This is a genomic window from Pseudomonas sp. OTU5201 (genome assembly GCF_038440135.1).
Taxonomy (GTDB): domain Bacteria; phylum Pseudomonadota; class Gammaproteobacteria; order Pseudomonadales; family Pseudomonadaceae; genus Metapseudomonas; species Metapseudomonas resinovorans.
In genome coordinates, this window is record NZ_JASATC010000007.1 from 84,444 (window position 1) to 106,094 (window position 21,651).

20 protein-coding genes are annotated in these 21,651 nt (G+C 64.3%); 11 read left to right on the plus strand and 9 right to left on the minus strand.

The window, feature by feature from the left end:
• Nucleotides 1-142 precede the first annotated feature (142 nt).
• The 7 genes from AAHM40_RS06525 to AAHM40_RS06555 all read left to right on the plus strand — a co-directional run bounded on the left by AAHM40_RS06525 (nucleotide 143) and on the right by AAHM40_RS06555 (nucleotide 5,729).
• Nucleotides 143-400 carry a phenol hydroxylase subunit gene (locus AAHM40_RS06525; protein WP_342243915.1) on the plus strand — a complete coding sequence of 86 codons (258 nt, stop codon included), beginning with the start codon at nucleotides 143-145 and terminating at the stop codon, nucleotides 398-400.
• A gap of 54 nt (nucleotides 401-454) precedes the next feature.
• Nucleotides 455-1,450 (plus strand): aromatic/alkene monooxygenase hydroxylase subunit beta, encoded by a 996-nt coding sequence (locus AAHM40_RS06530; RefSeq protein ID WP_342243916.1) that lies wholly within the window; start codon nucleotides 455-457, stop codon nucleotides 1,448-1,450.
• The gene (locus AAHM40_RS06535; RefSeq protein WP_342243917.1) at nucleotides 1,447-1,716 is read left to right on the plus strand and encodes an MmoB/DmpM family protein; all 270 of its coding nucleotides are present in this window, start codon (nucleotides 1,447-1,449) and stop codon (nucleotides 1,714-1,716) included. Before AAHM40_RS06530 ends, AAHM40_RS06535 begins: the two co-directional genes overlap by 4 nt.
• A 34-nt stretch (nucleotides 1,717-1,750) precedes the next feature.
• Nucleotides 1,751-3,277 carry an aromatic/alkene/methane monooxygenase hydroxylase/oxygenase subunit alpha gene (locus AAHM40_RS06540; protein WP_342243918.1) on the plus strand — a complete coding sequence of 509 codons (1,527 nt, stop codon included), beginning with the start codon at nucleotides 1,751-1,753 and terminating at the stop codon, nucleotides 3,275-3,277.
• Nucleotides 3,278-3,334: 57 nt separating this feature from the next.
• Entirely contained in the window at nucleotides 3,335-3,694 is a 360-nt protein-coding gene (locus AAHM40_RS06545; protein ID WP_342243919.1) for a phenol hydroxylase subunit P4, read from the plus strand.
• Nucleotides 3,695-3,704: 10 nt separating this feature from the next.
• Nucleotides 3,705-4,766, plus strand: coding sequence for an NADH:ubiquinone reductase (Na(+)-transporting) subunit F (locus AAHM40_RS06550; RefSeq protein ID WP_342243920.1), 1,062 nt, complete (start codon nucleotides 3,705-3,707; stop codon nucleotides 4,764-4,766).
• Between the two features lie 75 nt (nucleotides 4,767-4,841).
• Complete coding sequence (locus AAHM40_RS06555; RefSeq protein WP_342243921.1) at nucleotides 4,842-5,729, plus strand: SphA family protein; 888 nt, start codon at nucleotides 4,842-4,844, stop codon at nucleotides 5,727-5,729.
• 218 nt (nucleotides 5,730-5,947) lie between these two features.
• On the opposite strand, the gene AAHM40_RS06560 is transcribed toward AAHM40_RS06555, so the two are convergent.
• The 4 genes from AAHM40_RS06560 to AAHM40_RS06575 form a co-directional block, all read right to left on the minus strand.
• Nucleotides 5,948-6,886: a class I SAM-dependent methyltransferase gene (locus AAHM40_RS06560; protein ID WP_342243922.1), complete on the minus strand. Its 939-nt coding sequence runs from the start codon at nucleotides 6,884-6,886 to the stop codon at nucleotides 5,948-5,950.
• A gap of 313 nt (nucleotides 6,887-7,199) precedes the next feature.
• Nucleotides 7,200-7,727 carry an inorganic diphosphatase gene (ppa, locus tag AAHM40_RS06565; RefSeq protein ID WP_137820946.1) on the minus strand — a complete coding sequence of 176 codons (528 nt, stop codon included), beginning with the start codon at nucleotides 7,725-7,727 and terminating at the stop codon, nucleotides 7,200-7,202.
• 78 nt (nucleotides 7,728-7,805) lie between these two features.
• The gene (locus AAHM40_RS06570) at nucleotides 7,806-8,624 is read right to left on the minus strand and encodes a M90 family metallopeptidase (protein WP_280284377.1); all 819 of its coding nucleotides are present in this window, start codon (nucleotides 8,622-8,624) and stop codon (nucleotides 7,806-7,808) included.
• A gap of 10 nt (nucleotides 8,625-8,634) precedes the next feature.
• Nucleotides 8,635-9,294, minus strand: a complete 660-nt coding sequence (locus tag AAHM40_RS06575) for a DedA family protein (protein ID WP_342243923.1) — start codon at nucleotides 9,292-9,294, stop codon at nucleotides 8,635-8,637.
• Between the two features lie 152 nt (nucleotides 9,295-9,446).
• Here AAHM40_RS06575 and AAHM40_RS06580 point away from each other — a divergent pair, with 152 nt between their 5' ends.
• Entirely contained in the window at nucleotides 9,447-11,033 is a 1,587-nt protein-coding gene (locus tag AAHM40_RS06580) for a protein kinase (RefSeq protein ID WP_342243924.1), read from the plus strand.
• A 41-nt stretch (nucleotides 11,034-11,074) separates the two neighbouring features.
• On the opposite strand, the gene AAHM40_RS06585 is transcribed toward AAHM40_RS06580, so the two are convergent.
• The 4 genes from AAHM40_RS06585 to eat all read right to left on the minus strand — a co-directional run bounded on the left by AAHM40_RS06585 (nucleotide 11,075) and on the right by eat (nucleotide 15,425).
• Nucleotides 11,075-11,533, minus strand: coding sequence for a GNAT family N-acetyltransferase (locus AAHM40_RS06585; RefSeq protein WP_342243925.1), 459 nt, complete (start codon nucleotides 11,531-11,533; stop codon nucleotides 11,075-11,077).
• Nucleotides 11,534-11,680: 147 nt separating this feature from the next.
• A complete protein-coding gene (gene eutC, locus AAHM40_RS06590; protein WP_342243926.1) occupies nucleotides 11,681-12,514 on the minus strand; it encodes an ethanolamine ammonia-lyase subunit EutC in 834 nt (277 codons plus the stop codon).
• A 16-nt stretch (nucleotides 12,515-12,530) separates the two neighbouring features.
• Nucleotides 12,531-13,925 (minus strand): ethanolamine ammonia-lyase subunit EutB, encoded by a 1,395-nt coding sequence (locus AAHM40_RS06595; RefSeq protein WP_342243927.1) that lies wholly within the window; start codon nucleotides 13,923-13,925, stop codon nucleotides 12,531-12,533.
• Between the two features lie 132 nt (nucleotides 13,926-14,057).
• Nucleotides 14,058-15,425, minus strand: coding sequence for an ethanolamine permease (gene eat, locus AAHM40_RS06600; RefSeq protein WP_342243928.1), 1,368 nt, complete (start codon nucleotides 15,423-15,425; stop codon nucleotides 14,058-14,060).
• A 296-nt stretch (nucleotides 15,426-15,721) separates the two neighbouring features.
• Between eat and qhpR the strand changes: the two genes are divergently transcribed.
• Entirely contained in the window at nucleotides 15,722-16,774 is a 1,053-nt protein-coding gene (gene qhpR / locus AAHM40_RS06605) for an AraC-like transcriptional regulator QhpR (RefSeq protein ID WP_342243929.1), read from the plus strand.
• 239 nt (nucleotides 16,775-17,013) lie between these two features.
• Here qhpR and exaC read toward each other — a convergent pair whose 3' ends face one another.
• Nucleotides 17,014-18,534, minus strand: a complete 1,521-nt coding sequence (gene exaC / locus AAHM40_RS06610) for an acetaldehyde dehydrogenase ExaC (RefSeq protein WP_342243930.1) — start codon at nucleotides 18,532-18,534, stop codon at nucleotides 17,014-17,016.
• Nucleotides 18,535-18,851: 317 nt separating this feature from the next.
• Here exaC and AAHM40_RS06615 point away from each other — a divergent pair, with 317 nt between their 5' ends.
• Together AAHM40_RS06615 and AAHM40_RS06620 are read left to right on the plus strand one after the other, a co-directional pair.
• Entirely contained in the window at nucleotides 18,852-20,753 is a 1,902-nt protein-coding gene (locus AAHM40_RS06615; protein ID WP_342243931.1) for a sigma-54-dependent Fis family transcriptional regulator, read from the plus strand.
• A gap of 387 nt (nucleotides 20,754-21,140) precedes the next feature.
• Nucleotides 21,141-21,647 carry a flavin reductase family protein gene (locus tag AAHM40_RS06620; protein WP_342243932.1) on the plus strand — a complete coding sequence of 169 codons (507 nt, stop codon included), beginning with the start codon at nucleotides 21,141-21,143 and terminating at the stop codon, nucleotides 21,645-21,647.
• The last annotated feature ends 4 nt before the right edge of the window (nucleotides 21,648-21,651 follow it).

Genomic DNA, 21,651 nt, shown 5'->3' on the forward strand with positions numbered 1-21,651 from the left:
ACTCGCAGCGCCCGATGTCCTGGTCTCTTCGCCAAGGAAAGCCCAATAAAAACAATGTCTTGAAAAGAGAATTGGCTGCCCTTGCGAACGCTGGCACAGCCGTTGCTCTACCCCTGGCAACCCGCCCATGGAGTTGCCTTGCATGAGCCAGCCACAGACTCGCTTCGATCAACTGCCGCGTTACGTCCGGGTGCGCAGCGAGCCCGACGCCACCTTCGTCGAGTTCGACTTCGCCATCGGCTATCCCGACCTCTTCGTCGAGCTGGTTCTGCCGCGCGCGGCCTTCGCCAGCTTCTGCGAGCAGAACCGGGTTCAGCACATGGATGCGCAGATGGCCGAAGCCATCGACGCCGACATGGAGAAGTGGCGCTACGGCGAGAGCCGCGATCAGGCCGACTGATGGCCTGACCACGACGCGTCGACTCCCCACAACAACAAGTACAGGACGCCCTGCATGAGCATCGAGATCAAGACGGCAACGGCCGAGCCGATCCGCCAGACCTTCAGCCACACCCGCCGGCGTTTCGGCGACAAGCCTGCCAGCCGCTACCAGGAGGCCAGCTTCGATATCGAGGCCGTCACCAACTTCCATTACCGCCCGCTCTGGCAGCCGGACAAGTTGCTCAACGACCCCACCCGCACCGCCGTCCGCATGGCCGACTGGTACAGCGTCAGCGACCCGCGCCAGTTCTACTACGGCGCCTATGTGCAGACCCGCGCCAGGATGCAGGAGAACGCCGAGCACGATTACGCCTTCTGCGAGAAGCGCAACCTGTTGGCCGGGCTGGATACCGTCAGCTGCGAACAGATCACCCGCCTGCTGTTGCCCCTGCGCCATGCGGAGCTCGGCGCCAACATGAACAACAGCGGCATCGCCGCCGACGGTTTCGGCACCAGCCTGACCCAACTGCACATGTTCCACGCCATGGACCGACTCGGCATTGCCCAGTACCTGTCGCGCATCGGCCTGATGCTCGATGACGGCGGCACCGACCTGCTCGCCGAGGCCAAGCAGCAGTGGCTGCAAGACCCGGCCTGGCAGGGCCTGCGTCGCTACGTGGAAGACACGCTGGTGGTGCGTGACTGGTTCGAGCTGACTCTGGCGCAGAACCTGGTCAGCGACGGCCTGCTGTACCCGCTGCTGTTCCACAAGTTCGATGAGCAGCTCTGCGCCCGGGGCGCCGGCCAGGTGGGGATGCTCACCGAATTCATGCGCCTCTGGTTCGCCGAGACCCAACGCTGGGTCGATGCCCTGGTGAAAACAGTCGCCAGCGAAAGCATTGATAACCGTCAGCTTGTCGAGGGCTGGGTCGCCCAGTGGCAGGCCAGTGCCCTGGACGCCCTGGCGCCGCTAGCCGAAATCGGTCCTGGTGCCGCCGCCCTCGAAATCGTGGCCGGCGAGTTCGCCGTCCGCCTGAAGAAACTCGGCCTTGCAGGAGCCGCGCAATGACTTCCCTCGTCTATATCGCCTTCCAGGACAACGACAACGCTCGCTACATAGTCGAGGCCATCGTCCAGGACAACCCCCACGCCGAGATCCAGCACCAGCCGGCCATGATCCGCATCCAGGCCGAAGGGCGCCTGGAAATCCACCGCGCTACGGTCGAGGAAAAGCTTGGTCGCGAGTGGGACGTGCAGGAAATGCTGATCGACGTCATCACCCTCGGCGGCAACGTCGAGGAAGACGAAGACCTCTTCGCCCTGCACTGGAACTGACCCGCGCACAACGACAAGAATCGGGAGAGCCGCCATGGCTGCCAAACGCCTGAACCAGAAAGACAAGTACCGCTGCCTGACCCGCGACCTGGCCTGGGAGCCGAGCTACCAGAGCAAGGAAGACATCTACCCCTACGAGCGTTTCGAGGGCATCAAGATCACCGATTGGGACAAGTGGGAGGACCCCTTCCGCCTGACCATGGACGCCTACTGGAAATACCAGGCCGAGAAGGAGAAGAAGCTCTACGCCATCTTCGATGCCTTCTCCCAGAACAATGGCCACACCAACCTCTCCGACGCGCGCTACGTCAACGCGCTGAAACTCTTCCTCAGCGGTGTGACACCGCTGGAGTACCAGGCCTACCAGGGCTTCGCCCGTGTCGGCCGGCACTTCGGCGGGGCCGGGGCGCGGGTTGCCTGCCAGATGCAGGCGATCGACGAACTGCGCCACGTACAGACCCAGATCCACGCCATGAGCCACTACAACAAGCACTTCAACGGCCTGCATGACTTTGCCCACATGCATGACCGGGTGTGGTTCCTCTCGGTGCCCAAGTCCTTCTTCGAAGACGCGCGGACCGCCGGGCCGTTCGAGTTCCTCACGGCCATCTCGTTCTCGTTCGAGTACGTGCTGACCAACCTGCTGTTCGTGCCCTTCATGTCCGGTGCGGCCTACAACGGCGACATGGCCACCGTGACATTCGGCTTCTCGGCGCAGTCCGACGAGGCGCGGCACATGACGCTCGGCCTGGAGGTGATCAAGTTCCTGTTGGAGCAGCACGAAGACAACGTGCCGATCATCCAGCGCTGGATCGACAAGTGGTTCTGGCGCGGATACCGCCTGCTGACGCTGGTGGGGATGATGATGGACTACATGCTGCCGAACAAAGTCATGTCCTGGGCCGAGGCCTGGGAGGTGTACTACGAGCAGGCCGGCGGCGCGCTGTTCAAGGACCTGGAGCGCTACGGCATCCGTCCGCCCAAGTACGTCGAGCAGACCACCATCGGCAAGGAACACATCAGCCACCAGGCCTGGTCGATCTTCTACCAGTACAGCCAGGCCACCAACTTCCACACCTGGATACCCACGGACGAAGAGCTGGACTGGCTCTCGGCCAAGTACCCGGACACCTTCGACCGCATCTACCGCCCGCGTTACGAGCACTGGCGCGAGATGCAGGCGCGTGGCGAGCGCTTCTATAACAACACGTTGCCGATGCTCTGCCAGGTCTGCCAGATCCCGCTGGGCTTCACCGAGCCGGACGCGGACACCACCCTCAGCCACCGCAGCGTGGTGCATGGCGGCGAGCGCTTCCATTTCTGCTCCGATGGTTGCTGCGACATCTTCCAGTACGAGCCGGACAAGTACATCCAGGCCTGGCTGCCGGTGCACCAGATTCTCCAGGGCAACTGCGGCGGCGCCGATGTCGAGGCGGTGGTGCGCGACTACTACAACATCGCCTTTGGCCAGGACAACTTCGACTATCAGGATTCACCCGAGCACCAGCGCTGGCGCGAGTGGCAGGGCGACAAGCCCGCCGACCTCGCCAAGACCGGCTGAGCCCCGTGGCGGGTGCTGTGCACCCGCCTTCCACCCCATTACAAGAAGGACAGCGTCATGCCCGTGACTGCCATCGGCGCCTATGCGGCGCAATCCCTGGACCGCCAGGAAAACTTCAACGGCCTGCAACTGGTGTACCTCTGCTGGGAACGCCACCTGATGTTCTGCGCCCCTTTCACCCTGCCGCTGCCGCCGGACATGCCCTTCGGTGACTTCATCGAGAACGTGGTCAAGCCGGCCATTGCACCGCACCCCGATGCCGCGAAGGTGGATTTCAAAAAAGCCCTCTGGCGCCTGGACGATGCTGACCTCCAGCCCGACCTGACGGCGGGGCTGGCCAGCAACGGCATTGGCCACAAGAGCCTGCTGCACCTTTTCACCCCTGGCCTGGATGGCCTCAACGGCAGCTTCAACTGAGGAGGTCGCCATGAGTTACCAGGTCACCATCGAACCTACCGGCGAGCAGATCGAAGTGGAGGAGGGCCAGACCATCCTCCAGGCGGCCTTGCGCCAGGGCGTCTGGCTGCCCTTCGCCTGCGGCCATGGCACGTGCGCCACCTGCAAGCTGCAAGTGCTGGAAGGGGAGGTGGACGTCGGTGCCGCCTCGCCCTTCGCTCTGATGGACATGGAGCGTGACGAGGGCAAAGTGCTGGCCTGTTGCGCCATCCCGCAGAGTGACCTGGTGATCGAGGCCGACATCGATGTCGATCCGGACTTCGCCGGGCACACCGTGCAGGACTTCCACGCGACGGTGGTCGCCCTGGACGACCTCTCGCCCACCATCAAGGGTCTGCGCCTGAAGCTGGACCGTCCCATGGACTTCCAGGCCGGGCAGTACATCAACCTGCAGATACCCGGCATCGAAGGCACCCGCGCCTTTTCCCTGGCCAACCCGCCGAGTCGCGCTGACGAAGTGGAGCTGCACGTGCGCCTGGTGGACGGTGGACAGGCTACCGGTTTCATCCACCGCGAATTGAAGGTGGGGGACGCGCTGGAGGTTTCCGGCCCCTATGGCCAGTTCTTCGTGCGCGGCTCGCAAGCCGGCGACCTGATCTTCATCGCTGGCGGCTCGGGGCTGTCCAGCCCGCAGTCGATGATTCTCGACCTGCTGGAGCAGGGGGACACGCGGCGCATGGTGCTGTTCCAGGGCGCTCGCAATCGCGCCGAGCTCTACAACCGCGAGCTCTTCGAGCGCCTGGCCGAAGAGCACGAGAACTTCACCTACGTGCCGTCCCTCAGCCAGGCGGCGGAAGACACTGAGTGGACCGGCTTCCGCGGCTACGTACATGACGCGGCGAAGCAACACTTCGACGGTCGCTTCACCGGCAACAAGGCCTATCTCTGCGGGCCGCCGCCGATGATCGACGCCGCCATCACTGCCCTGATGCAGGGCCGGCTGTTCGAGCGCGACATCTTCATGGAGCGCTTCCTGACCGCTGCCGATGGCGCCGGCGAGAGCACCCGTTCAGCCCTGTTCAAGCGCATCTGACTCCGCTTCATCCGCCGCTCCGTGCCGCGCGTACGGACGGCGGCTCACGCCCATAAAAACAACAAGGTACTGCTGATGAGCGCCAAACTGCGTGTCCTTTCCTGCTGCATCCTCGCCACCCTCGGCCATGTCGCCCATGCCACCGAAGGCGGCGGCTCCACCTACCCCGTGGGTGCCGAGAACTACATGTCCGGCGCCATGCCGCCACCGGGCTTTTACGGGCAGGTGTTCTCCACTCATTACGAAGCCGACACCCTGCGCGGCAACGACGGCCGCAGCCTGCCCGTGGACTTCCGCGTGCGTGCCAACGTCGTAGCGCCGCGCCTGATATGGGTGAGCGAGCAGCAGCTGTTCGGCGGCAACCTGGCCTTCGCCGCGCTGTTTCCATTCGTCGACCTCAAAGTCGAAGTGAACGGCCAGTCCCAGCACAAGAAGGGACTGGGCGACATCATCTTCGGCCCGGCCCTGGGCTTTCATCACAGCGACAAGCTGCACAGCATCTTCGCCCTGGACTTCATCGCCCCCTCGGGTGAATACGACCGCGGCGACCTGGCCAACATCGGGCGTAACTACTGGACCGTCGAGCCGGTATGGGCGATCTCGTACGTTGACCCCGCTGGCCTTAATGCCAGCGTGAAACTGATGTACGACTTCAACCGGGAAAACCCCGCCACCGACTACCGCTCCGGCCAGGAATTCCACTTCGACTATGCCGTCGGCTGGGGCCTGGGTAATGGCTGGGTGTTGGGCGTGGGCGGCTACTACTACCGCCAGACCACCGACGACCGCCAGGACGGCGAGCGCATCGACGACAACAAAGGCCGCGCCTTCTCCATCGGCCCGTCGATCATGTACAGCAACAAGGACGGCTGGTTCCTCACCGCCAAATGGGAGCAGGAAAGCCAGGTGCGCAACCGCGCGGAAGGCGATGCCTATTGGCTGAAGCTGACGGTGCCGTTCTAGCGTTCCTATTCACGTGGGCAGGCCTGCGGCCTGCTTGGCGAATGCATTCGCCCCTACAGGTTGAACGTTCCGTGGCACGGACAGCCCCCTCTCCCTCCGGGAGAGGGTTGGGGTGAGGCTCCCCCATTCGGTATTGGGCCACGTGCCATGGCAGGACTGCGTCCTGCTTCGCGAATGATTTCGCTCCTACAGGAACGGCAAACCCCTGGCGGCGCGGTTTACCCCCTCTGAAACACCAACGCCTTCAACCCCGCATCCGCATCGATATCCTCGAACTCCGGCGGATTCTCCAGCCGCTCCGCAAACCGCAACTCTGGCGCTTCGGCCTGCATGCCCTGGATGAGGAAATCCGGACCAATAGCCGGATCGTTCACGCAAGCCAGCACCACCCCGTTCTCGGTCAGTAACTCCGGCAGGCGGCGCAAGATCTTCTGATAATCGCGGGTCAGGGCGAAGCTCCCTTTCTGGAAGGACGGCGGATCGATGATCACCAGGTCATAAGGGCCGAGCTTCTTCACCTTGCCCCAGGACTTGAACAATTCGTGGCCAAGGAAACTCACACGGCTGAGGTCATGGCCATTCAGCCGATGGTTTTCCCGGCCTCGGCTCAAGGCCGAGCTGGCCATGTCCAGGTTCACTACGTGCTCCGCACCACCCTCGATGGCCGCCACCGAGAAGCCACAGGTGTAGGCGAACAGATTGAGCACCCGCTTGCCCTGGGCATTGGCCCGGACCCAGTCGCGGCCGTAGCGCATGTCGAGGAACAGGCCGTTGTTCTGCTTCTTTCCCAGGTCCAGCTTGAAGCGCAGGCCGCCTTCGCTGACCACGCACTCATCCACCGCCTTGCCCCAGAGCAACTCCACGGTGCTTTCCAGCAGGTAGCGGTGCTGCAGCAGCAGTGTGCAAGCGCCACTGCGCTGCCACGCTGGCGATTCGGTGAGGCGCAGCAACATGGCCCTCAGCGCAGCAAGTTCGTCTTCACCCACCTCGCGAAACAACGACACCAGCATCACGCCCTGCAGCCAGTCGACCGTCACTTGCTCCAACCCCGCCCACCGCCGTCCGCGGCCGTGGAAGACACGGCGGATCTCGTCCGGCAGATGCTCCAGGGCGGCGATCAGTTGCTGTTCGAGGGTGGCGATGGCGTCGTGGTTCATGGCGGGAGTTCACGGAAAACGGGGCGGCATTCTAACCCGAGCATTCTGGAGGAATGCCGTGGTGTGGCAAGCGGCCATTGGCCGGTATTCGCGCATGCAAGGAAGCGAGGCTGTGATGGAAACTCCCGAAGGGCGACGCGCCCCGACCAGACGCCGCATTAAAGGTCTGTTGCTGCTTACGGCCTGGAATCGGCTTGCAGCCCCCAAGGCTGGTGTGGGTCAGAGTCACGATGATGGACGAATACTCGAAACCAGCGCCCTCCAGGCAATAAAAAAGCCGGCTTGTGGCCGGCTTTTCATGAGAGGTCAGGGCTTACTTTTGGTAAGCCGCAACCGCTTTAGTGATTTCGGCGCGGGCAGCGTCAGCGTTGCCCCAGCCTTCTACTTTCACCCACTTGCCTTTTTCGAGGTCCTTGTAGTTCTCGAAGAAGTGCTTGATCTGCTCCAGCAGCAGGGCCGGCAGGTCGGTGTATTCCTTCACGTCCTTGTAGAGGACGCTCAGTTTGTCGTGGGGTACGGCGATCAGTTTGGCGTCGCCACCGGCTTCGTCGGTCATGTGCAGGACGCCGACCGGACGGGCGCGGATCACGGCGCCCGGAGCAACCGGGTAGGGGGTGACGACCAGCACGTCCAGGGGATCGCCGTCGTCAGCCAGGGTGTTCGGGATGTAGCCGTAGTTGGCCGGATAGAACATCGGGGTGGCCATGAAACGGTCGACGAACAGGCAGTCGCTGTCTTTGTCGATTTCGTATTTGATCGGCGCGTGGTTGGCCGGAATCTCGATCGCGACGTAGATGTCGTTCGGCAGGTCTTTACCGGCCGGGATCTTGCTGTAGCTCATGGTCAACTCCCTGGGGGTGGGCCAAAAAAGTGGGCGCGATTATAGGCATATTCCCAGGCCGATGCCACGCCGTTCTACTTATCCATTGGTCGCGTCGCGATAGTCCGGATGGCCGTCTTGCAACCGTTTCAAGCGGCTCAACGGGTCCTGGCGGTAGAAGGCCTGGAGCTGGCGGTAGACGGCCGGAAAGGCCTGGTCGAGGAGGTCTGGGGCGGTGAAGAAGTACTCGCTGGTGACGGCGAAGAATTCTGCCGGGTCTTCGGCTGCATACGGGTCGATCGGCGTTTCGGCGTCGGGGTCGCGGTCGAGTTGGGCGTTCAATGCGTCGTAGGCGGTCTGCATGGCCAGGGACCAGTCGGATTGGCGCATGTCGCGATGCAGTGGCGGCAGGCCGTTGGGGCTGCCATTGAGCATGTCGAGCTTGTGCGCCAGCTCGTGGATCACCAGGTTGTAGCCATCCCAGCCGCCGCTGGCCTGTACGCCGGGCCAGGCGAGGATGACTGGGCCGAACTGCCAGGATTCGCCGCTGCGTTCGTCCTCGTATTCGTGCTCAACGCCGGCCGCGTCGCGGTGGCGCTGGGGGCTGACGAAGTCGTCGGGGTAGAGCACCAGCTCGTGGAAGCCCTGGTACCAGTTGAGGTCCGGCAGGTGCAGCAGGGGCAGTTGGGCCAAGGCGGCGAGGGTCAGGCGGTCTTCGTGGGAGAGTTGTACGCCGGGCAGGGTGCTGATGTGCTTCTCGTGCAAGAAGAGCACGCTGCGTTCGCGCAGGCGCTGGTCTTCGGCATCGCCCAGGCCGTCGAGGATCGGCAGGCGCTGGCGCACGGTCGTCCACTGCTGCGGGGCGACCGGGTTACGGCTCAGGATGCGCCGACGGCGCCAGCTGCGATAGGACCACATGGTGCGCAGGTCAGCTCGATTGCCTGGCGCTCTTGCCGGCGGGGCGAAAGTGGCCCCGGGCGAAGCCGATCAGCATCGGCAGCAGGGACAGGCCGATGATGAAGACGATCATCAGCGACAGGTTCTGCTTGATGAAGGGCACGTTGCCGAAGAAGAAGCCGAGGGTCACCAGGCCGCCCACCCAGAGGAGGGTGCCCAGTACGCTGAAGGCGAGGAAGCGCGGATAGGGCATGCGGCCCACGCCGGCGACGAAGGGCGCGAAGGTCCGCACGATGGGCAGGAAGCGCGCCAGGGTCACCGTCTTGCCGCCGTGGCGATCATAGAAGTCATGGGTGCGCTGCAGGTAGTCGCGGCGGAAGATCTTCGAGTCCGGGTTGCTGAACAGCCGCTCTCCCGCGGTGCGTCCGATCAGGTAGTTGGTGCTGTCGCCACTGATGGCCGCGATCATCAGCAAGCCGCCGAGCAGCCAAGGGTCCATGCCGCCGGTGGCGCACACGGCGCCTGCGATGAAGAGCAGGGAGTCGCCGGGTAGGAAGGGCATTACCACCAGGCCCGTCTCACAGAAGATGACCAGGAACAGGATGGCGTAGATCCAGGTTCCGTAGTTGGTGACCAGCAGGTTGAGGTATTGGTCCAGGTGGAGAATGAGGTCGATCGGGTTGAAATCCATGAGACGCCTTGTGAAGGACTGCGGCGGGTTAGGGCAGTGATTGACACATTATAGGGGGAAGTCCCTTGGCCACGATGAGCTGTTAGCCGAATGGTGAACGGCATAAAGGCTGCAACTGTTTCGATTGTTTTCCCGGATCAGGATGCCTGCCGATGCCTTTGCAGCTATTGGAACACCCCGCCGTGAGTCTGGCCCAGGGGCACGGTCTGGACCTGCCAAACCAAGCGGCCCGCGCCCGTGCGACTTGGGTCGCTGGGCGCCAGGGGCGTCCGCCGCTGTTGTTGGTGGCCCTGCTCTGGGGACGTTCGTGCACCGGTGTGGTGCAGTTACTTGGCCAATACCTCGACGCCTTGTTCGCCGACTATGCGTGCACCCCCGAGGGGTGGAGCGAGACGCAGGCGGCTCGGCAGGTGCTGGCGGCGCTCAACCTCCAGCTCTTTCGTCGGCGCCAGGCCGGTGAGCGAGTCCCGGAATTGAGTGCCGGCCTGCTGCTGGTGCAGGATGGCGAGGCGCATTTTCTGCAAGCAGGGGCGGTCGGCCTGGTGCACTTTCGGGGCGATCTGACTCAGGGCCTGGTCGGGCGGGATAACCCCTTGGGGGATCAGGCGGAGCTGGCGGTGATTCAACACAGTCTGCCGCTGACGCCGAATCAGCCCCTGCTGCTGGCTCCCCAGCCGCTGTTGGACGTTGCCGATCTGCGCGCCTTGGGTGAAGCCTGCAACAGCTTGCAACCCGGCCATCTGGGAAACCTTCTGGAGCCTCTTCTCAGTGCCCCTGGCGCTGCGGCTCTGGTCCTGCCGGGTGAGCCGCACAGCCTGCCGCCCGTGGCGTCGAGCACTCAGTGGCCTCGATTGGAAACTGCCGCGCCCGGGATGGAGGTGGATGGCTGGACCTTGCTCGCACACTGCGACTATGGCCCGCCAGGACGTCTGTTTCGCGCAGAGGAGGAAGGTCGCGAAGCGTTGCTCTGGTTGGCTGACGAGGATGCCGACGAAGCCTTCTGGCAGCGCGAGTGGGTGCTGCGTCGCAGTCCGGTGGCGACCTTGCCTCAGGTGCTGTCGCCGCGTCAGGGGCGCCAGCATGCCTTCCTGCTGTTCGCCCTGCCGCCGGCCGGCGCGCAGAGTCTGGCGCGCCGGCGAGAGGGCCGCACGCCCCTGGATGCGAAATCCACCCTGGCCATTGTGGTGCAGCTGATCGAGGCGGTTCGCTCGCTACAGCGTCGCGGCATGCAGGGGCTCTGGCTGAATCCCCGGCAAATACTGCTGGATGAACACGGCCGGTTGCTGCTGTTGCCGGAGTTTGCCGCCATCCTTCCTGGGGTCGCCCGGCAACCCGCACCGCCGCAGGCCGTGCCTCTGGCACCGGAGCTGCGCCATGGTCGCGCCCTGGACGGCAGCGCTGACCAGTTCGCCCTGGCGGCGCTGGTGTATTGGCTGCTCAGTGGACAATGGCCAGAGGCGACTCGACCCGAAGGGGGACAGGCCAGCCGCTATGTGCCCCTGGCGGGCCGTGTGCGAGGGGTTCCCGCCGGTTGGGATGGTGTGCTGGCCAAGGCTCTGGCGCCGCAGCCACGGGCACGCTTCGAGGCGTTGTCGGAGTTCCAGTTGGCCCTGGAACGTCTGCTGGATCAGTCGCTCAGGCACAAATCTGCGCCCCGGTTCAACCGAACGCGGCGCGTGGCGCTGGCCGTGCTGGTCGTGCTCCCGGTATTGCTGGGGCTCTGGATGGGGCTGGGCTAGCGGGGAAGAGCCCGGCTCGTTGGCCGGGCTCGTACAGCGGTTCAGTCGCTGTTGATTGGCAGGATGTAGTTCTTGAACTCGGCGTCTTCGTGGAATCCGATGGACTCGTACACCTTGTGCGCCACCTCGTTGCTCACGCTGGTGGACACGCGCATGCGCACGGCGTTGGTTTCTCGCGCCATCTTCTTCGCGGTCTGCAGCAGGCGGTCGGCCACCAGTTGGCGGCGGGCGTCTTCGGCGACGTAGATGTCGTTGAGGATCCACACGCGCTTCAGCGACAACGAGGAGAAGCTCGGGTAGAGCTGGCAAAAGCCCAGCAGACGAGTGTCGTCGTCATCCGGAAAGGCCAGATAGATCACCGATTCCTTGCGGCTCAGGCGTTTCTCCAGGAACTTTCTCGAGGACTCCGGGAAGGGCAGCTCACCATAGAACTCACGGTACTTCACGAACAGCGGAGAAAGCAGGTCCAGGTGCTCCAGGGTGGCTTGGACGATGCGCATGATGGGCCTCGGTATCTGTGGATGGACGTGATTGGCGATGCAGATGCTGTGCCAGCCAAGGGTGTCGATGCTGCACCAGAAATTGTGGAAAGCGCAATCCAAGCAAGCGTTTGACTGGTAGATCCGCGCCCCTGGGGAGGCGCGGGTTCAGTGGTGGTCGGTGGCCAGCAGGAAGTTGCCGGCCAGGGTGCGGTCCGGCTCGCCGGAAAGGCTGGGTACTTCAGCCTCGTCCTTCAGGTTGACCCCGGATAGCTGGCGGCGGCAGGCCTCGCGCATCAGGTAGAGCAGGCGGTGGGCGGCCATGCCATAGCTGAGGCCCTCCAGGCGCACGTTGGAGATGCAGTTGCGGTAGGCATCGGTCAGGCCGACCCGTGGTGCCCAGGTGAAGTACAGGCCGAGGCTGTCCGGTGAGCTGAGACCGGGGCGCTCGCCGATGAGGATCACCACCATCTTCGCCCTCAGCAGTTCGCCCACTTCATCGGCCACCGCCACCCGGCCCTGCTGTACGAGGACGACGGGCGAGAGCGACCAGCCTTCGGCCGAGGCCTGTTCCTCCATGCGTTCGAGGAAGGGCAGGCTGTGGCGTTGTACGGCCAGGGCGGAGAGACCGTCGGCCACCACCACGGCCAGGTCGTAGCCTCCGGGGTTGGCCTGGGCCTGCTGCAGCAGTTTTTCCCGCGAGGCGGCATCCAGGCGCCGGCCAAGGTCCGGGCGCTGCAGGTAGGTGTCGCGGTCCGCCGCGGCGCTGTGCAGCAGGAGCGTCTCGCGGCCACGTTCGGCCAACGAAGCGGCAAGTCCTGCATGGTCGAACGGCAGGTGCACGGCGTCCCGCGCCTGGGCGTGGGCGTACTGGAAGTTCAGCTGGGCATGGGTGGGCAGGCTGATGCCGGCGCGTCCCAGGGCGATGCGCGCCGGGGTCAGGCGGCGCAGTTCTTCCCAGGGGTTGGCGGTGTGGCCGGAGGTGGGGCGTGGAGTCTTCATCCGTCTCTCCTCGGGTTCAGGCCAGTCGTGCGATGGCCTGGCGGAAGGCCGGCGGAAGCTGGTCGCCGAGCACGACCCGGCCGTCGTTCTGCACCAGGATACCCATGCGCTCCAGCCAGAGCTCGAACTCTGGCGCTGGTTTCAGGCCCAGGCTCTGGCGGGCGTAGAGCGCGTCATGGAAGGAGGTGGTCTGGTAGTTGAGCATCACGTCGTCTGAGCCGGGGATGCCCATGATGAAGTTGATACCGGCCACGCCAAGCAGGGTCAGCAGGGTGTCCATGTCGTCCTGGTCGGCTTCGGCGTGGTTGGTGTAGCAGATGTCGCAGCCCATGGGCACGCCGAGCAGCTTGGCGCAGAAGTGGTCTTCCAGGCCGGCGCGGATGATCTGCTTGCCGTTGTAGAGGTACTCCGGGCCGATGAACCCGACCACCGTATTCACCAGGAAGGGGTTGAAGTGCCGGGCCACGGCGTAGGCGCGGGTTTCGCAGGTTTGCTGGTCGACACCGTGGTGGGCGTTGGCCGAGAGCGCGCTGCCCTGGCCAGTCTCGAAGTACATGAGGTTGTTGCCCAGGGTGCCGCGCTTCTGCGACAGGCCGGCCTCGTAGCCTTCCTGAAGGATTTTCAGACTGATGCCGAAACTGGCGTTGGCCGCTTCCGTGCCGGCGATGGACTGGAACACCAGGTCCAGCGGCACGCCGCGCTCGATGGCGGCGATGGAGGTGGTGACGTGGGTCAGCACGCAGGCCTGGGTGGGAATCTCGTATCGCTGGATGATGGCGTCGAGCATTTCCAGCATCGCGCAGATCGAAGAAATACTGTCGGTGGCCGGGTTGATGCCGAGCATGGCATCCCCGTTACCGTAGAGCAGTCCATCGAGGATGCTCGCGGCAATGCCGGCGGGCTCGTCCGTGGGATGGTTGGGCTGCAGGCGGGTAGAGAGCCGGCCGCGCAGGCCCATGGTGTTGCGGAAGCGGGTGATGACGCGGATTTTCTGCGCCACCAGCACCAGGTCCTGCACGCGCATGATCTTCGATACGGCAGCGGCCATTTCCGGCGTCAGGCCCTTGGCCAGGGCGCGCAGGCTGGCTTCGTCGGTGTGTTCGCTGAGCAGCCAGTCACGGAAGCCGCCCACGGTCAGGTGGCTGACCGGGTCGAAGGCCGCACGGTCGTGGCTGTCGATGATCAGGCGGGTGACTTCGTCTTCTTCGTAGGGAATCAGCGCCTCGTCGAGGAAATGCTTGAGGGGGATATCTGCCAGGGCCATCTGCGCGGCGACACGTTCGCCATCGCTGGCGGCGGCGACCCCGGCCAGGTAGTCGCCGGAGCGCGCCGGGCTGGCCTTGGCCATCACCTCCTTGAGGCTGTCGAAACGCCAGGTCTCGCCGCCGACGCTGTGGGAAAAACTGGCCATCTGTGCCTCCGTCCTTCTGGTGAACGTGGATCGGCGATCAGGTTAGCCCGGATGCAATCCGGGGAATTCAACGTTCCCGGATTTCATCCGGGATACGAACACCCCACCGCCTGGCGGTGGGGTGGGGAGGCCTCAGGCCCCGTTCAGCAGGGCATCGGCCGGTGCGCTGGCGCGATGATGCGCGGTGAGCTGGAAGTAGATGTACCCGACAATCATGAAGGCAAGAAAGATGCCGCCGATCAGCGTATTGAACCAGGCCATCGCCAACAGGCAAACCACCGCCAGCACCAGGGCAATCGCCGGCACCACCGGGTAGCCCGGGGCGCGGAAGGTGCGCTCCAGGTGCGGCTCGGTTCTGCGCAGTTTGAACAGGCTGAGCATGCTGATGATGTACATGACGATAGCGCCGAACACGCTCATGGTGATCATCGCTGCGGTCAGGGTCATGCCCTGCAGGTTTACCAGGCCGTCGCTGTAAATGGCGGCGATGCCGATCACGCCGCCGGCGAGGATGGCGCGATGAGGCGTCTGGAAGCGCGACAGCTTGGCCAGGCCGCGCGGCAGGTAGCCAGCGCGGGCCAGCGCGAAGAACTGCCGCGAGTAGCCGAGGATGATGCCGTGGAAGCTGGCCACCAGGCCGAACAGGCCGATCCACACCAGCATGTGCATCCAGGTGGAGTCATTGCCTACCACCGCCTTCATGGCCTGCGGCAGCGGATCGTTGATGTTCGACAGCTCGCGCCAGTCACCCACGCCGCCAGCCATGATCATCACGCCGATGGCGAGGAACACCAGGGTCAGGATGCCGGCGATATAAGCGCGCGGGATGGTGCGTTTCGGGTCCTTGGCTTCCTCCGCCGCCATGGCCGCGCCCTCGATGGCGAGGAAGAACCAGATGGCAAAGGGGATGGCGGCGAAGATGCCGGAGATGGCATGGCTGCCGAACTCATTGGTGCCCGCCCAGCCGTTGACCACGAAGTTGCTGAAGCTGAAGCCCGGTGCGACGACGCCCATGAACACCAGCAGCTCAGCCACGGCCAGCACGGTGACCACCAGTTCGAAGGTGGCGGCGATGCTGACACCGAGGATGTTCAGGGTCATGAAGATGAGGTACGCCCCAACTGCAGCGTGCTTCGGGTCGAGCTCGGGGTACTGCACGTTGAGGTAGGCGCCGATGGCCATGGCGATGGCCGGCGGGGCGAAGACGAACTCGATCAGTGTGGCGATGCCCGCGATCAATCCACCTTTCTCGCCGAACGCGCGGCGGCTGTAGGCAAAGGGACCGCCCGCGTGGGGAATGGCGGTGGTCAGCTCGGTGAAACTGAAGATGAAGCAGGTGTACATGGTGGCCACCAGCAGCGCGGTGATCAGGAACCCGAGGGTGCCCGCCGCGCCCCAGCCATAGCTCCAGCCGAAGTATTCGCCGGAGATCACCAGGCCGACGGCGATGCCCCAGAGGTGCAAGGTGCCGAGCGTTGGTTTTAGTTGTGTTGTGCTCATTGGGACTCCTCGCCCCAGGGGGCGGTGTTGGTGGATGACCTGACGCGATCTTATCCAGCGACCCTGCCCAGGACTTGACCGTGGAAGGCCGTGTGCCGCCTGTGCGGTCAAGTCGTGCAGCACTGTTACCCATCGCCCCACGGGGCGTGCCCCGGCACGGGGCAATCGCGTAAGTGATGCCCGCAAATGGCCCGTAAAGGCCGCGCTGGAGGGCCTGTATTGGCCATGGCTGGAACCTTGGGCAAGGGCATGGGTTTTGCTTGTTTGTCCGTTCAAAAAAGAATCGGTGGACCGCGATGAATCCATCCCTGTTTTCCAGTGCCAGCCTGCAGGCACCCGCCGCGAGCAACGTCGGTGTGCTTTCGGCTGCCGCCAGCGGTCTCGACCGCTTCATCACCGGGCAGGGCGGTGATCTGGACCGTATCTTCGGCCGTGCCGGCATCGACCCCGAGCAACTGTTGCACCCGACCCTCAGCCTGGCGCTGACCAATTATTGCCAGGTGCTGGAAGTGGCTGCGCGACAGTCCGGCTGCGACAACTTCGGGCTGCGTTATGGCCAGCAGTTCCAGCCCCGCGACCTGGGGCTGCTGGGCTATGTCGGGCTGTTCTCGAACACCCTGGAAGAGGCGCTGAAGAACTTTGCCGCGGCTTTTCCCTATCACCAGCACAGCACCCTGATCCGCCTGGTGGATTGCGGCGAGTGCTATCGCTTCGATTACCAGGTGCGCCATGGCGCGATCCTCGATCGCCGCCAGGATGCCGAGCTGACCATGGGCATGGCGCTCAACCTGGTCCGCCATGCACTGGGCCGCGACTGGGCACCGCGCGCCGTGGCTTTCGAGCATGCCCGGCCGGAGGGCTGGCAGGAACACAGCCAGGCATTCGGTGCACCGGTGCAGTTCGGCCGGCCCTGCAACTTCCTGCTGGTGCCCAAGGGTGATGTGCAGGGCAAGCTCATGCCCGAGCGCGATCCCAACCTGCTGTTCCTGTTCCAGGATGTGATCCGCAGGCTGGGTGAGCAGGGCGTGGGGCCGAACCTGCTGGAGGAGGCGGGTACCCAGATTCGACTGGCGCTGGCGCTGGGAGAGCCTTGTCTGGAACAGATCGCAGAGCGCCTCGAACTGACTCCGGCGGGCTTGCAGCGGCGTCTGCGCGAAGAGGGGCTGAGCTTCAGTCAACTGGTGGAACAGACCCGTCGCGAGCTGGCGCTGCATTACCTGCGTCAACGTCAGCGGCCGATCTCCGAGCTGGCGCCTTTGCTCGGTTACTCTGAAACCAGCGCATTCTCCCGTGCCTTCCGCCGCTGGTTCGGTGTGAGCCCAAGGCAGTGGCGGGGGGAAGAATGCTAAAGGTGCTCGCTCTTTTTGTAGGGGCGATTTCAATCGCTATGTCTGCGTTGTAGGAGCTGGCTTGCCAGCGAAACGCCGCCATTCGCTGGCAAGCCATCTCTTACGGGCAATGCGGCTGCCTGCAACACGTGATGCAGACATAGCCAATGAATTCGCCCCGACAGGAATAGTGCCCGGAATGTGGGAGCAGCCATAAAAAAACGCGGCCGAGGCCGCGTTTTTTCATGGGGTGCCGGGGATCAGAAGAAGCCCAGCGGGTTGATGTCGTAGCTCACCAGCAGGTTCTTGGTCTGCTGGTAGTGGTCGAGCATCATCTTGTGGGTTTCACGGCCGACGCCGGACTTCTTGTAGCCACCGAACGCGGCGTGGGCCGGGTACAGGTGGTAGCAGTTGGTCCATACACGGCCGGCCTTGATGCCGCGGCCCATGCGGTAGGCGCGGTTGATGTCGCGGGTCCAGAGGCCGGCGCCCAGGCCGAACTCGGTGTCGTTGGCAATCGCCAAGGCTTCGGCTTCGTCCTTGAAGGTGGTGACACCCACCACCGGGCCGAAGATTTCTTCCTGGAACACACGCATCTTGTTGTTGCCTTTCAGCAGCGTCGGCTGGATGTAGTAGCCGGTGGACAGGTTGCCTTCCAGCTTCTCCACGGCACCGCCGGTGAGCACTTCAGCGCCTTCCTGCTGGGCGATGTCGAGGTAGGAGAGGATCTTCTCGAACTGCTGCTGGGACGCTTGGGCGCCAACCATGGTGTCGGTGTCCAGCGGGTCGCCGCGCTTGATGGCGTTGACCTTCTTCATCACCTCGGCCATGAACGCCGGGTAGATGGACTCCTGCACCAGGGCGCGGGACGGGCAGGTGCAGACTTCGCCCTGGTTGAAGAAGGCCAGTACCAGACCTTCGGCCGCCTTCTCGATGAAGGCCGGTTCGGCCTGCATGATGTCTTCGAAGTAGATGTTCGGGCTCTTGCCGCCCAGCTCTACGGTGGACGGAATGATGTTCTCCGCCGCGCACTTGAGGATGTGCGAACCCACCGGGGTGGAGCCGGTGAAGGCGATCTTGGCGATGCGTTTGCTGGTGGCCAGGGCTTCGCCCGCTTCCTTGCCGAAGCCTTGCACCACGTTGAGCACGCCGGCCGGCAGCAGGTCGCCGATGAGTTCCATCAGTACGGAAATGCCCAGCGGCGTCTGCTCGGCAGGTTTGAGCACCACGCAGTTGCCGGCGGCCAGTGCTGGGGCCAGTTTCCAGGCGGCCATCAGCAGCGGGAAGTTCCAGGGGATGATCTGCCCGACCACGCCCAGCGGCTCGTGGATGTGATAGGCAACGGTATTTTCGTTGATCTCGGCGGCGCCGCCTTCCTGGGCGCGGATGCAGCCGGCGAAGTAGCGGAAGTGGTCGACGGCGAGCGGGATGTCGGCGTTCAGGGTTTCACGGACCGGCTTGCCGTTGTCCCAGGTCTCGGTCACGGCCAGGACTTCCAGGTTCTGCTCGATGCGGTCGGCGATCTTCAGCAGGACGTTCGAGCGGTCTTGCACTGACGTGCGACCCCAGGCATCGGCGGCAGCGTGGGCGGCGTCCAGGGCTTTTTCGATGTCTTCGGCAGTGGAACGAGGGAATTCGGCGATCGGCTGGCCATTCACCGGCGAGGTATTGGTGAAGTACTGGCCTTTGACCGGGGCGACGAACTCGCCACCGATGAAGTTGCCGTAGCGGGACTTGAAGGAAACGACAGCGCCGGGGGTACCGGGTTGGGCGTAACGCATGGTGTTTCTCCTGTCTCTTGTTGTAGTGGCTAAGACGCGGTTGGCGTTTGTCTCTACTGGAGCAAGGGCTGGGCCAGAGTGCTGGAAGTGCCACTCCAGAGCGGTTTGTGTGTGGGTCGATGCAGGCGCGAAGACGCGGATGTGGCAGGACCGGTACAACTGAGAGTGACACTTTGTCACGCATCTGGCACAGCAGGTGACCAACGGGTCAGGGGGCCATTGCAATGGCTTCTACGCTGGGGGATGCTGCGTCGACGCGGGTGCCGTTCCACGGCCAGGGCTGCCTCCCGGGAAGCTCGCACTGGAGAAGAACAACAATGCAGAATCCTCTCAGTCGTCACGCCCAACAGGTGATGACCTTGGCACAGGGGAAGGCGCAGGCCAGCGGGCCGGCCGCCGACCCTTCGATTGCTCGCTCCTGGCTGCGCTGCCTGGAGGACTATCACCTCGACCCGGCGCAGCCGGTCGCGCCCACAGTGCTTGAGCACGGGCGCATGCTGGAGTGCCGCGAGCGCATGCAGCAGGTGCTGGAGGTGGCCAATGGCGAGATGAACAACCTCTACCGGCAGCTCTCTGGTGCCGGCCATGCGGTGCTGCTCACCGATGCCCGCGGGGTGATCCTCAACTGCGTCACCGCCCATGCCGAACGGCCCAGCTTCGAGCGCGCCGGGCTCTGGCTCGGCGCCGACTGGAGTGAAGCCAGCGAAGGCACCAACGGCATCGGCACCTGCGTAGTGGAACGCCAGGCGCTGACCATCCACCAGGACGAGCATTTCCGCAGCCGCCATACCGGCCTCACCTGTTCCGCCAGCCCGGTGTTCGACCCCCAGGGCGACCTGATGGCGGTACTCGATGTGTCATCCGCGCGACACGATGTCTCGCGCCAGAGCCAGTTCCACACCATGGCGCTGGTCAACCTCTCGGCGAAGATGATCGAGAGCTGCTATTTCCTGCGCCGCTTCGAAGGCGAATGGTTGCTGCGCTTCCACCTTCAGGCAGAGTACGTCGGCCTGTTCAGCGAAGGCCTGCTGGCCTTCGATGGGGCAGGGCGGATCAGTGCGGTGAACCAGAGCGCGATCAACCTGCTGGGTTCCCCGCGCGAGCGCCTGATCGGCCAGTCCGTAGAAGCCTTCTTCGATTGCCGTCTCGACGACCTGCTCGGCCGCGCTACACCGCAGCCAGCCACAAGTTGGCCGCTGCGTGCGCGCAACGGCCGTGCCCTGTTCGCCGCCCTGCGTGGCCAGCCGCGCAGTGTTCCGCAACCCGTTTCACTGGAGCAGCCAAAGACGGCGCGGCCGGGCATCTGCCTGGGCGATGCGGCGCTGCAGAACGACTTCCGCCGTGCATTGCGCGTTTACGAGCGCGATGTGCCGCTGCTGATCAATGGCGAAACCGGTTCCGGCAAGGAGGCCTTCGCCCGAGCCCTTCACCAGGCCAGCTCTCGTGCCGAACGACCCTTTGTGGCGCTGAACTGTGCGGCCATCCCGGAAACCCTGATCGAGAGTGAGCTGTTCGGCTATCGCGGCGGCAGTTTCACCGGCGCGCGCAAGGAAGGCATGCGCGGCAAGCTGCAGCAGGCCGATGGCGGCACCCTGTTCCTCGACGAGATCGGCGACATGCCGCTGGCCCTGCAGACCCGTCTGCTGCGGGTGCTGGAAGAGCGCTTGGTGGTGCCCATCGGCGGCGAACCTCAGGCCGTAGATGTGCGCATCATCAGCGCCACCCACCGCGAGCTGGAGGCACGGGTGCAGAGTGGCAGTTTCCGCGAAGACCTGTTCTATCGCCTCAATGGCCTGGTTCTCGACCTGCCGCCCCTGCGTGAACGCAGCGACAAGCCGGAACTGCTGCATTACCTGCTGGCGGAAGAGGCGCGCGGCATGCGCGTCGTGCTCACTGATGACGCACGTCAGACCCTGCTCGACTACCACTGGCCGGGCAACGTGCGGCAGATGCGCAATGTGCTGCGTACCCTGGCGGCGCTTTGCGAGGACGGCATCATCCGCCAGGGCGATTTGCCTCGCGAGGTGGTGCATGCCGCAGTGGCGCCGACGACGCCAGAGCCTGTGGCCAACCCGCTAGACGACGCTGAGCGCACCGCCTTGCTCAATGCCCTGGACAGCCAGCGCTGGCACATGACCCGCACCGCCGAACAGCTCGGCATCAGCCGCAACACCCTCTATCGCAAGCTGCGCAAGCACGCCATCGCGACGCGGGGGTAGGACGGGGCGAAGCTACGTCTCCCGTGAAGGGGCGAATTCATTGGCTATGTCTGCGTTACGTGTTGTAGGCAGCCGCAGTGCCCGTAGGAGCTGGCTTGCCAGCGAATGGCGGCGTTTCGCTGGAAAGCCAGCTCCTACAAGGCTCTTGGCCGGATGGGAAATCTCTTGCAGCAGCTAACGCAGACATAGCCAATTCATTCGCCAAGCAGGCCGAAGGTCTGCCTCGCGAGGCCTCATGGGGGCAGCTGTGCTGCCCTTGGCGAATGAATTGGCCCCTACAGGAAAAGCCGCTTCGCACGGCAATCCGACTAGTCCCCTCGGACGATGTTGCCCGGCCGGGGCTGGCGAAAAATCGGCAGCACTTGAGCACAACAAGAGGGCAGTGCGATGAGCCAGGCCGATCTGAAAGCCGCGATGCTCCAGGCGATGCGTCGTCTGGCCAAGTCCGTGACCATCATCACCACCAGCAACGGCCAGGAGCGCTTCGCGATGTCTGCCACGGCGGTGGATTCGCTTTCCACCGAGCCGCCGTCGCTGCTGATCTGCGTGAACCAGAGCGCGTCGCTGCACGGGGTGCTGGATGCCGGTGCGGACTTCTGCGTGAACATCCTCGGGCTGGAGCAGGAGGAGCTGTCGCACCTGTGCAGCGGCCCGGTGAAGGGCGAGGCGCGTTTCCAGCGGGGCGACTGGCGCAGCAGCGAAGGCGGCATTCCGTACCTGGGCGACGCCCAGTCGGCGATTCTCTGCCGGCAGGACGGCAAGTTCAGCTACGGCACCCACAGCATCTTCATCGGCCGGATTGTGGCGATCCACAACAGCGTGGAGATCAGCCCGCTGGTCTACCTCGACGGCGCCTACACCACCACTGCACCGGCCTTGGCCGCTGCTTGCTGAGGAC

What these genes read in the sequence shown, in the direction of transcription:
- AAHM40_RS06545 (WP_342243919.1), top strand. Translation starts at nt 3,335, where the DNA reads ATGCCCGTGACTGCCATCGGCGCCTATGCGGCGCAATCCCTGGACCGC.
- AAHM40_RS06570 (WP_280284377.1), bottom strand. Translation starts at nt 8,624, where the DNA reads ATGTGGTCCTATCGCAGCTGGCGCCGTCGGCGCATCCTGAGCCGTAAC.
- exaC (WP_342243930.1), bottom strand. Translation starts at nt 18,534, where the DNA reads ATGCGTTACGCCCAACCCGGTACCCCCGGCGCTGTCGTTTCCTTCAAG.
- AAHM40_RS06575 (WP_342243923.1), bottom strand. Translation starts at nt 9,294, where the DNA reads ATGGATTTCAACCCGATCGACCTCATTCTCCACCTGGACCAATACCTC.
- AAHM40_RS06620 (WP_342243932.1), top strand. Translation starts at nt 21,141, where the DNA reads ATGAGCCAGGCCGATCTGAAAGCCGCGATGCTCCAGGCGATGCGTCGT.
- AAHM40_RS06555 (WP_342243921.1), top strand. Translation starts at nt 4,842, where the DNA reads ATGAGCGCCAAACTGCGTGTCCTTTCCTGCTGCATCCTCGCCACCCTC.
- AAHM40_RS06540 (WP_342243918.1), top strand. Translation starts at nt 1,751, where the DNA reads ATGGCTGCCAAACGCCTGAACCAGAAAGACAAGTACCGCTGCCTGACC.
- AAHM40_RS06550 (WP_342243920.1), top strand. Translation starts at nt 3,705, where the DNA reads ATGAGTTACCAGGTCACCATCGAACCTACCGGCGAGCAGATCGAAGTG.
- eutC (WP_342243926.1), bottom strand. Translation starts at nt 12,514, where the DNA reads ATGAAGACTCCACGCCCCACCTCCGGCCACACCGCCAACCCCTGGGAA.
- AAHM40_RS06525 (WP_342243915.1), top strand. Translation starts at nt 143, where the DNA reads ATGAGCCAGCCACAGACTCGCTTCGATCAACTGCCGCGTTACGTCCGG.
- AAHM40_RS06615 (WP_342243931.1), top strand. Translation starts at nt 18,852, where the DNA reads ATGCAGAATCCTCTCAGTCGTCACGCCCAACAGGTGATGACCTTGGCA.
- AAHM40_RS06535 (WP_342243917.1), top strand. Translation starts at nt 1,447, where the DNA reads ATGACTTCCCTCGTCTATATCGCCTTCCAGGACAACGACAACGCTCGC.
- AAHM40_RS06560 (WP_342243922.1), bottom strand. Translation starts at nt 6,886, where the DNA reads ATGAACCACGACGCCATCGCCACCCTCGAACAGCAACTGATCGCCGCC.
- AAHM40_RS06595 (WP_342243927.1), bottom strand. Translation starts at nt 13,925, where the DNA reads ATGGCCAGTTTTTCCCACAGCGTCGGCGGCGAGACCTGGCGTTTCGAC.
- AAHM40_RS06530 (WP_342243916.1), top strand. Translation starts at nt 455, where the DNA reads ATGAGCATCGAGATCAAGACGGCAACGGCCGAGCCGATCCGCCAGACC.
- ppa (WP_137820946.1), bottom strand. Translation starts at nt 7,727, where the DNA reads ATGAGCTACAGCAAGATCCCGGCCGGTAAAGACCTGCCGAACGACATC.
- qhpR (WP_342243929.1), top strand. Translation starts at nt 15,722, where the DNA reads ATGAATCCATCCCTGTTTTCCAGTGCCAGCCTGCAGGCACCCGCCGCG.
- eat (WP_342243928.1), bottom strand. Translation starts at nt 15,425, where the DNA reads ATGAGCACAACACAACTAAAACCAACGCTCGGCACCTTGCACCTCTGG.
- AAHM40_RS06580 (WP_342243924.1), top strand. Translation starts at nt 9,447, where the DNA reads ATGCCTTTGCAGCTATTGGAACACCCCGCCGTGAGTCTGGCCCAGGGG.
- AAHM40_RS06585 (WP_342243925.1), bottom strand. Translation starts at nt 11,533, where the DNA reads ATGCGCATCGTCCAAGCCACCCTGGAGCACCTGGACCTGCTTTCTCCG.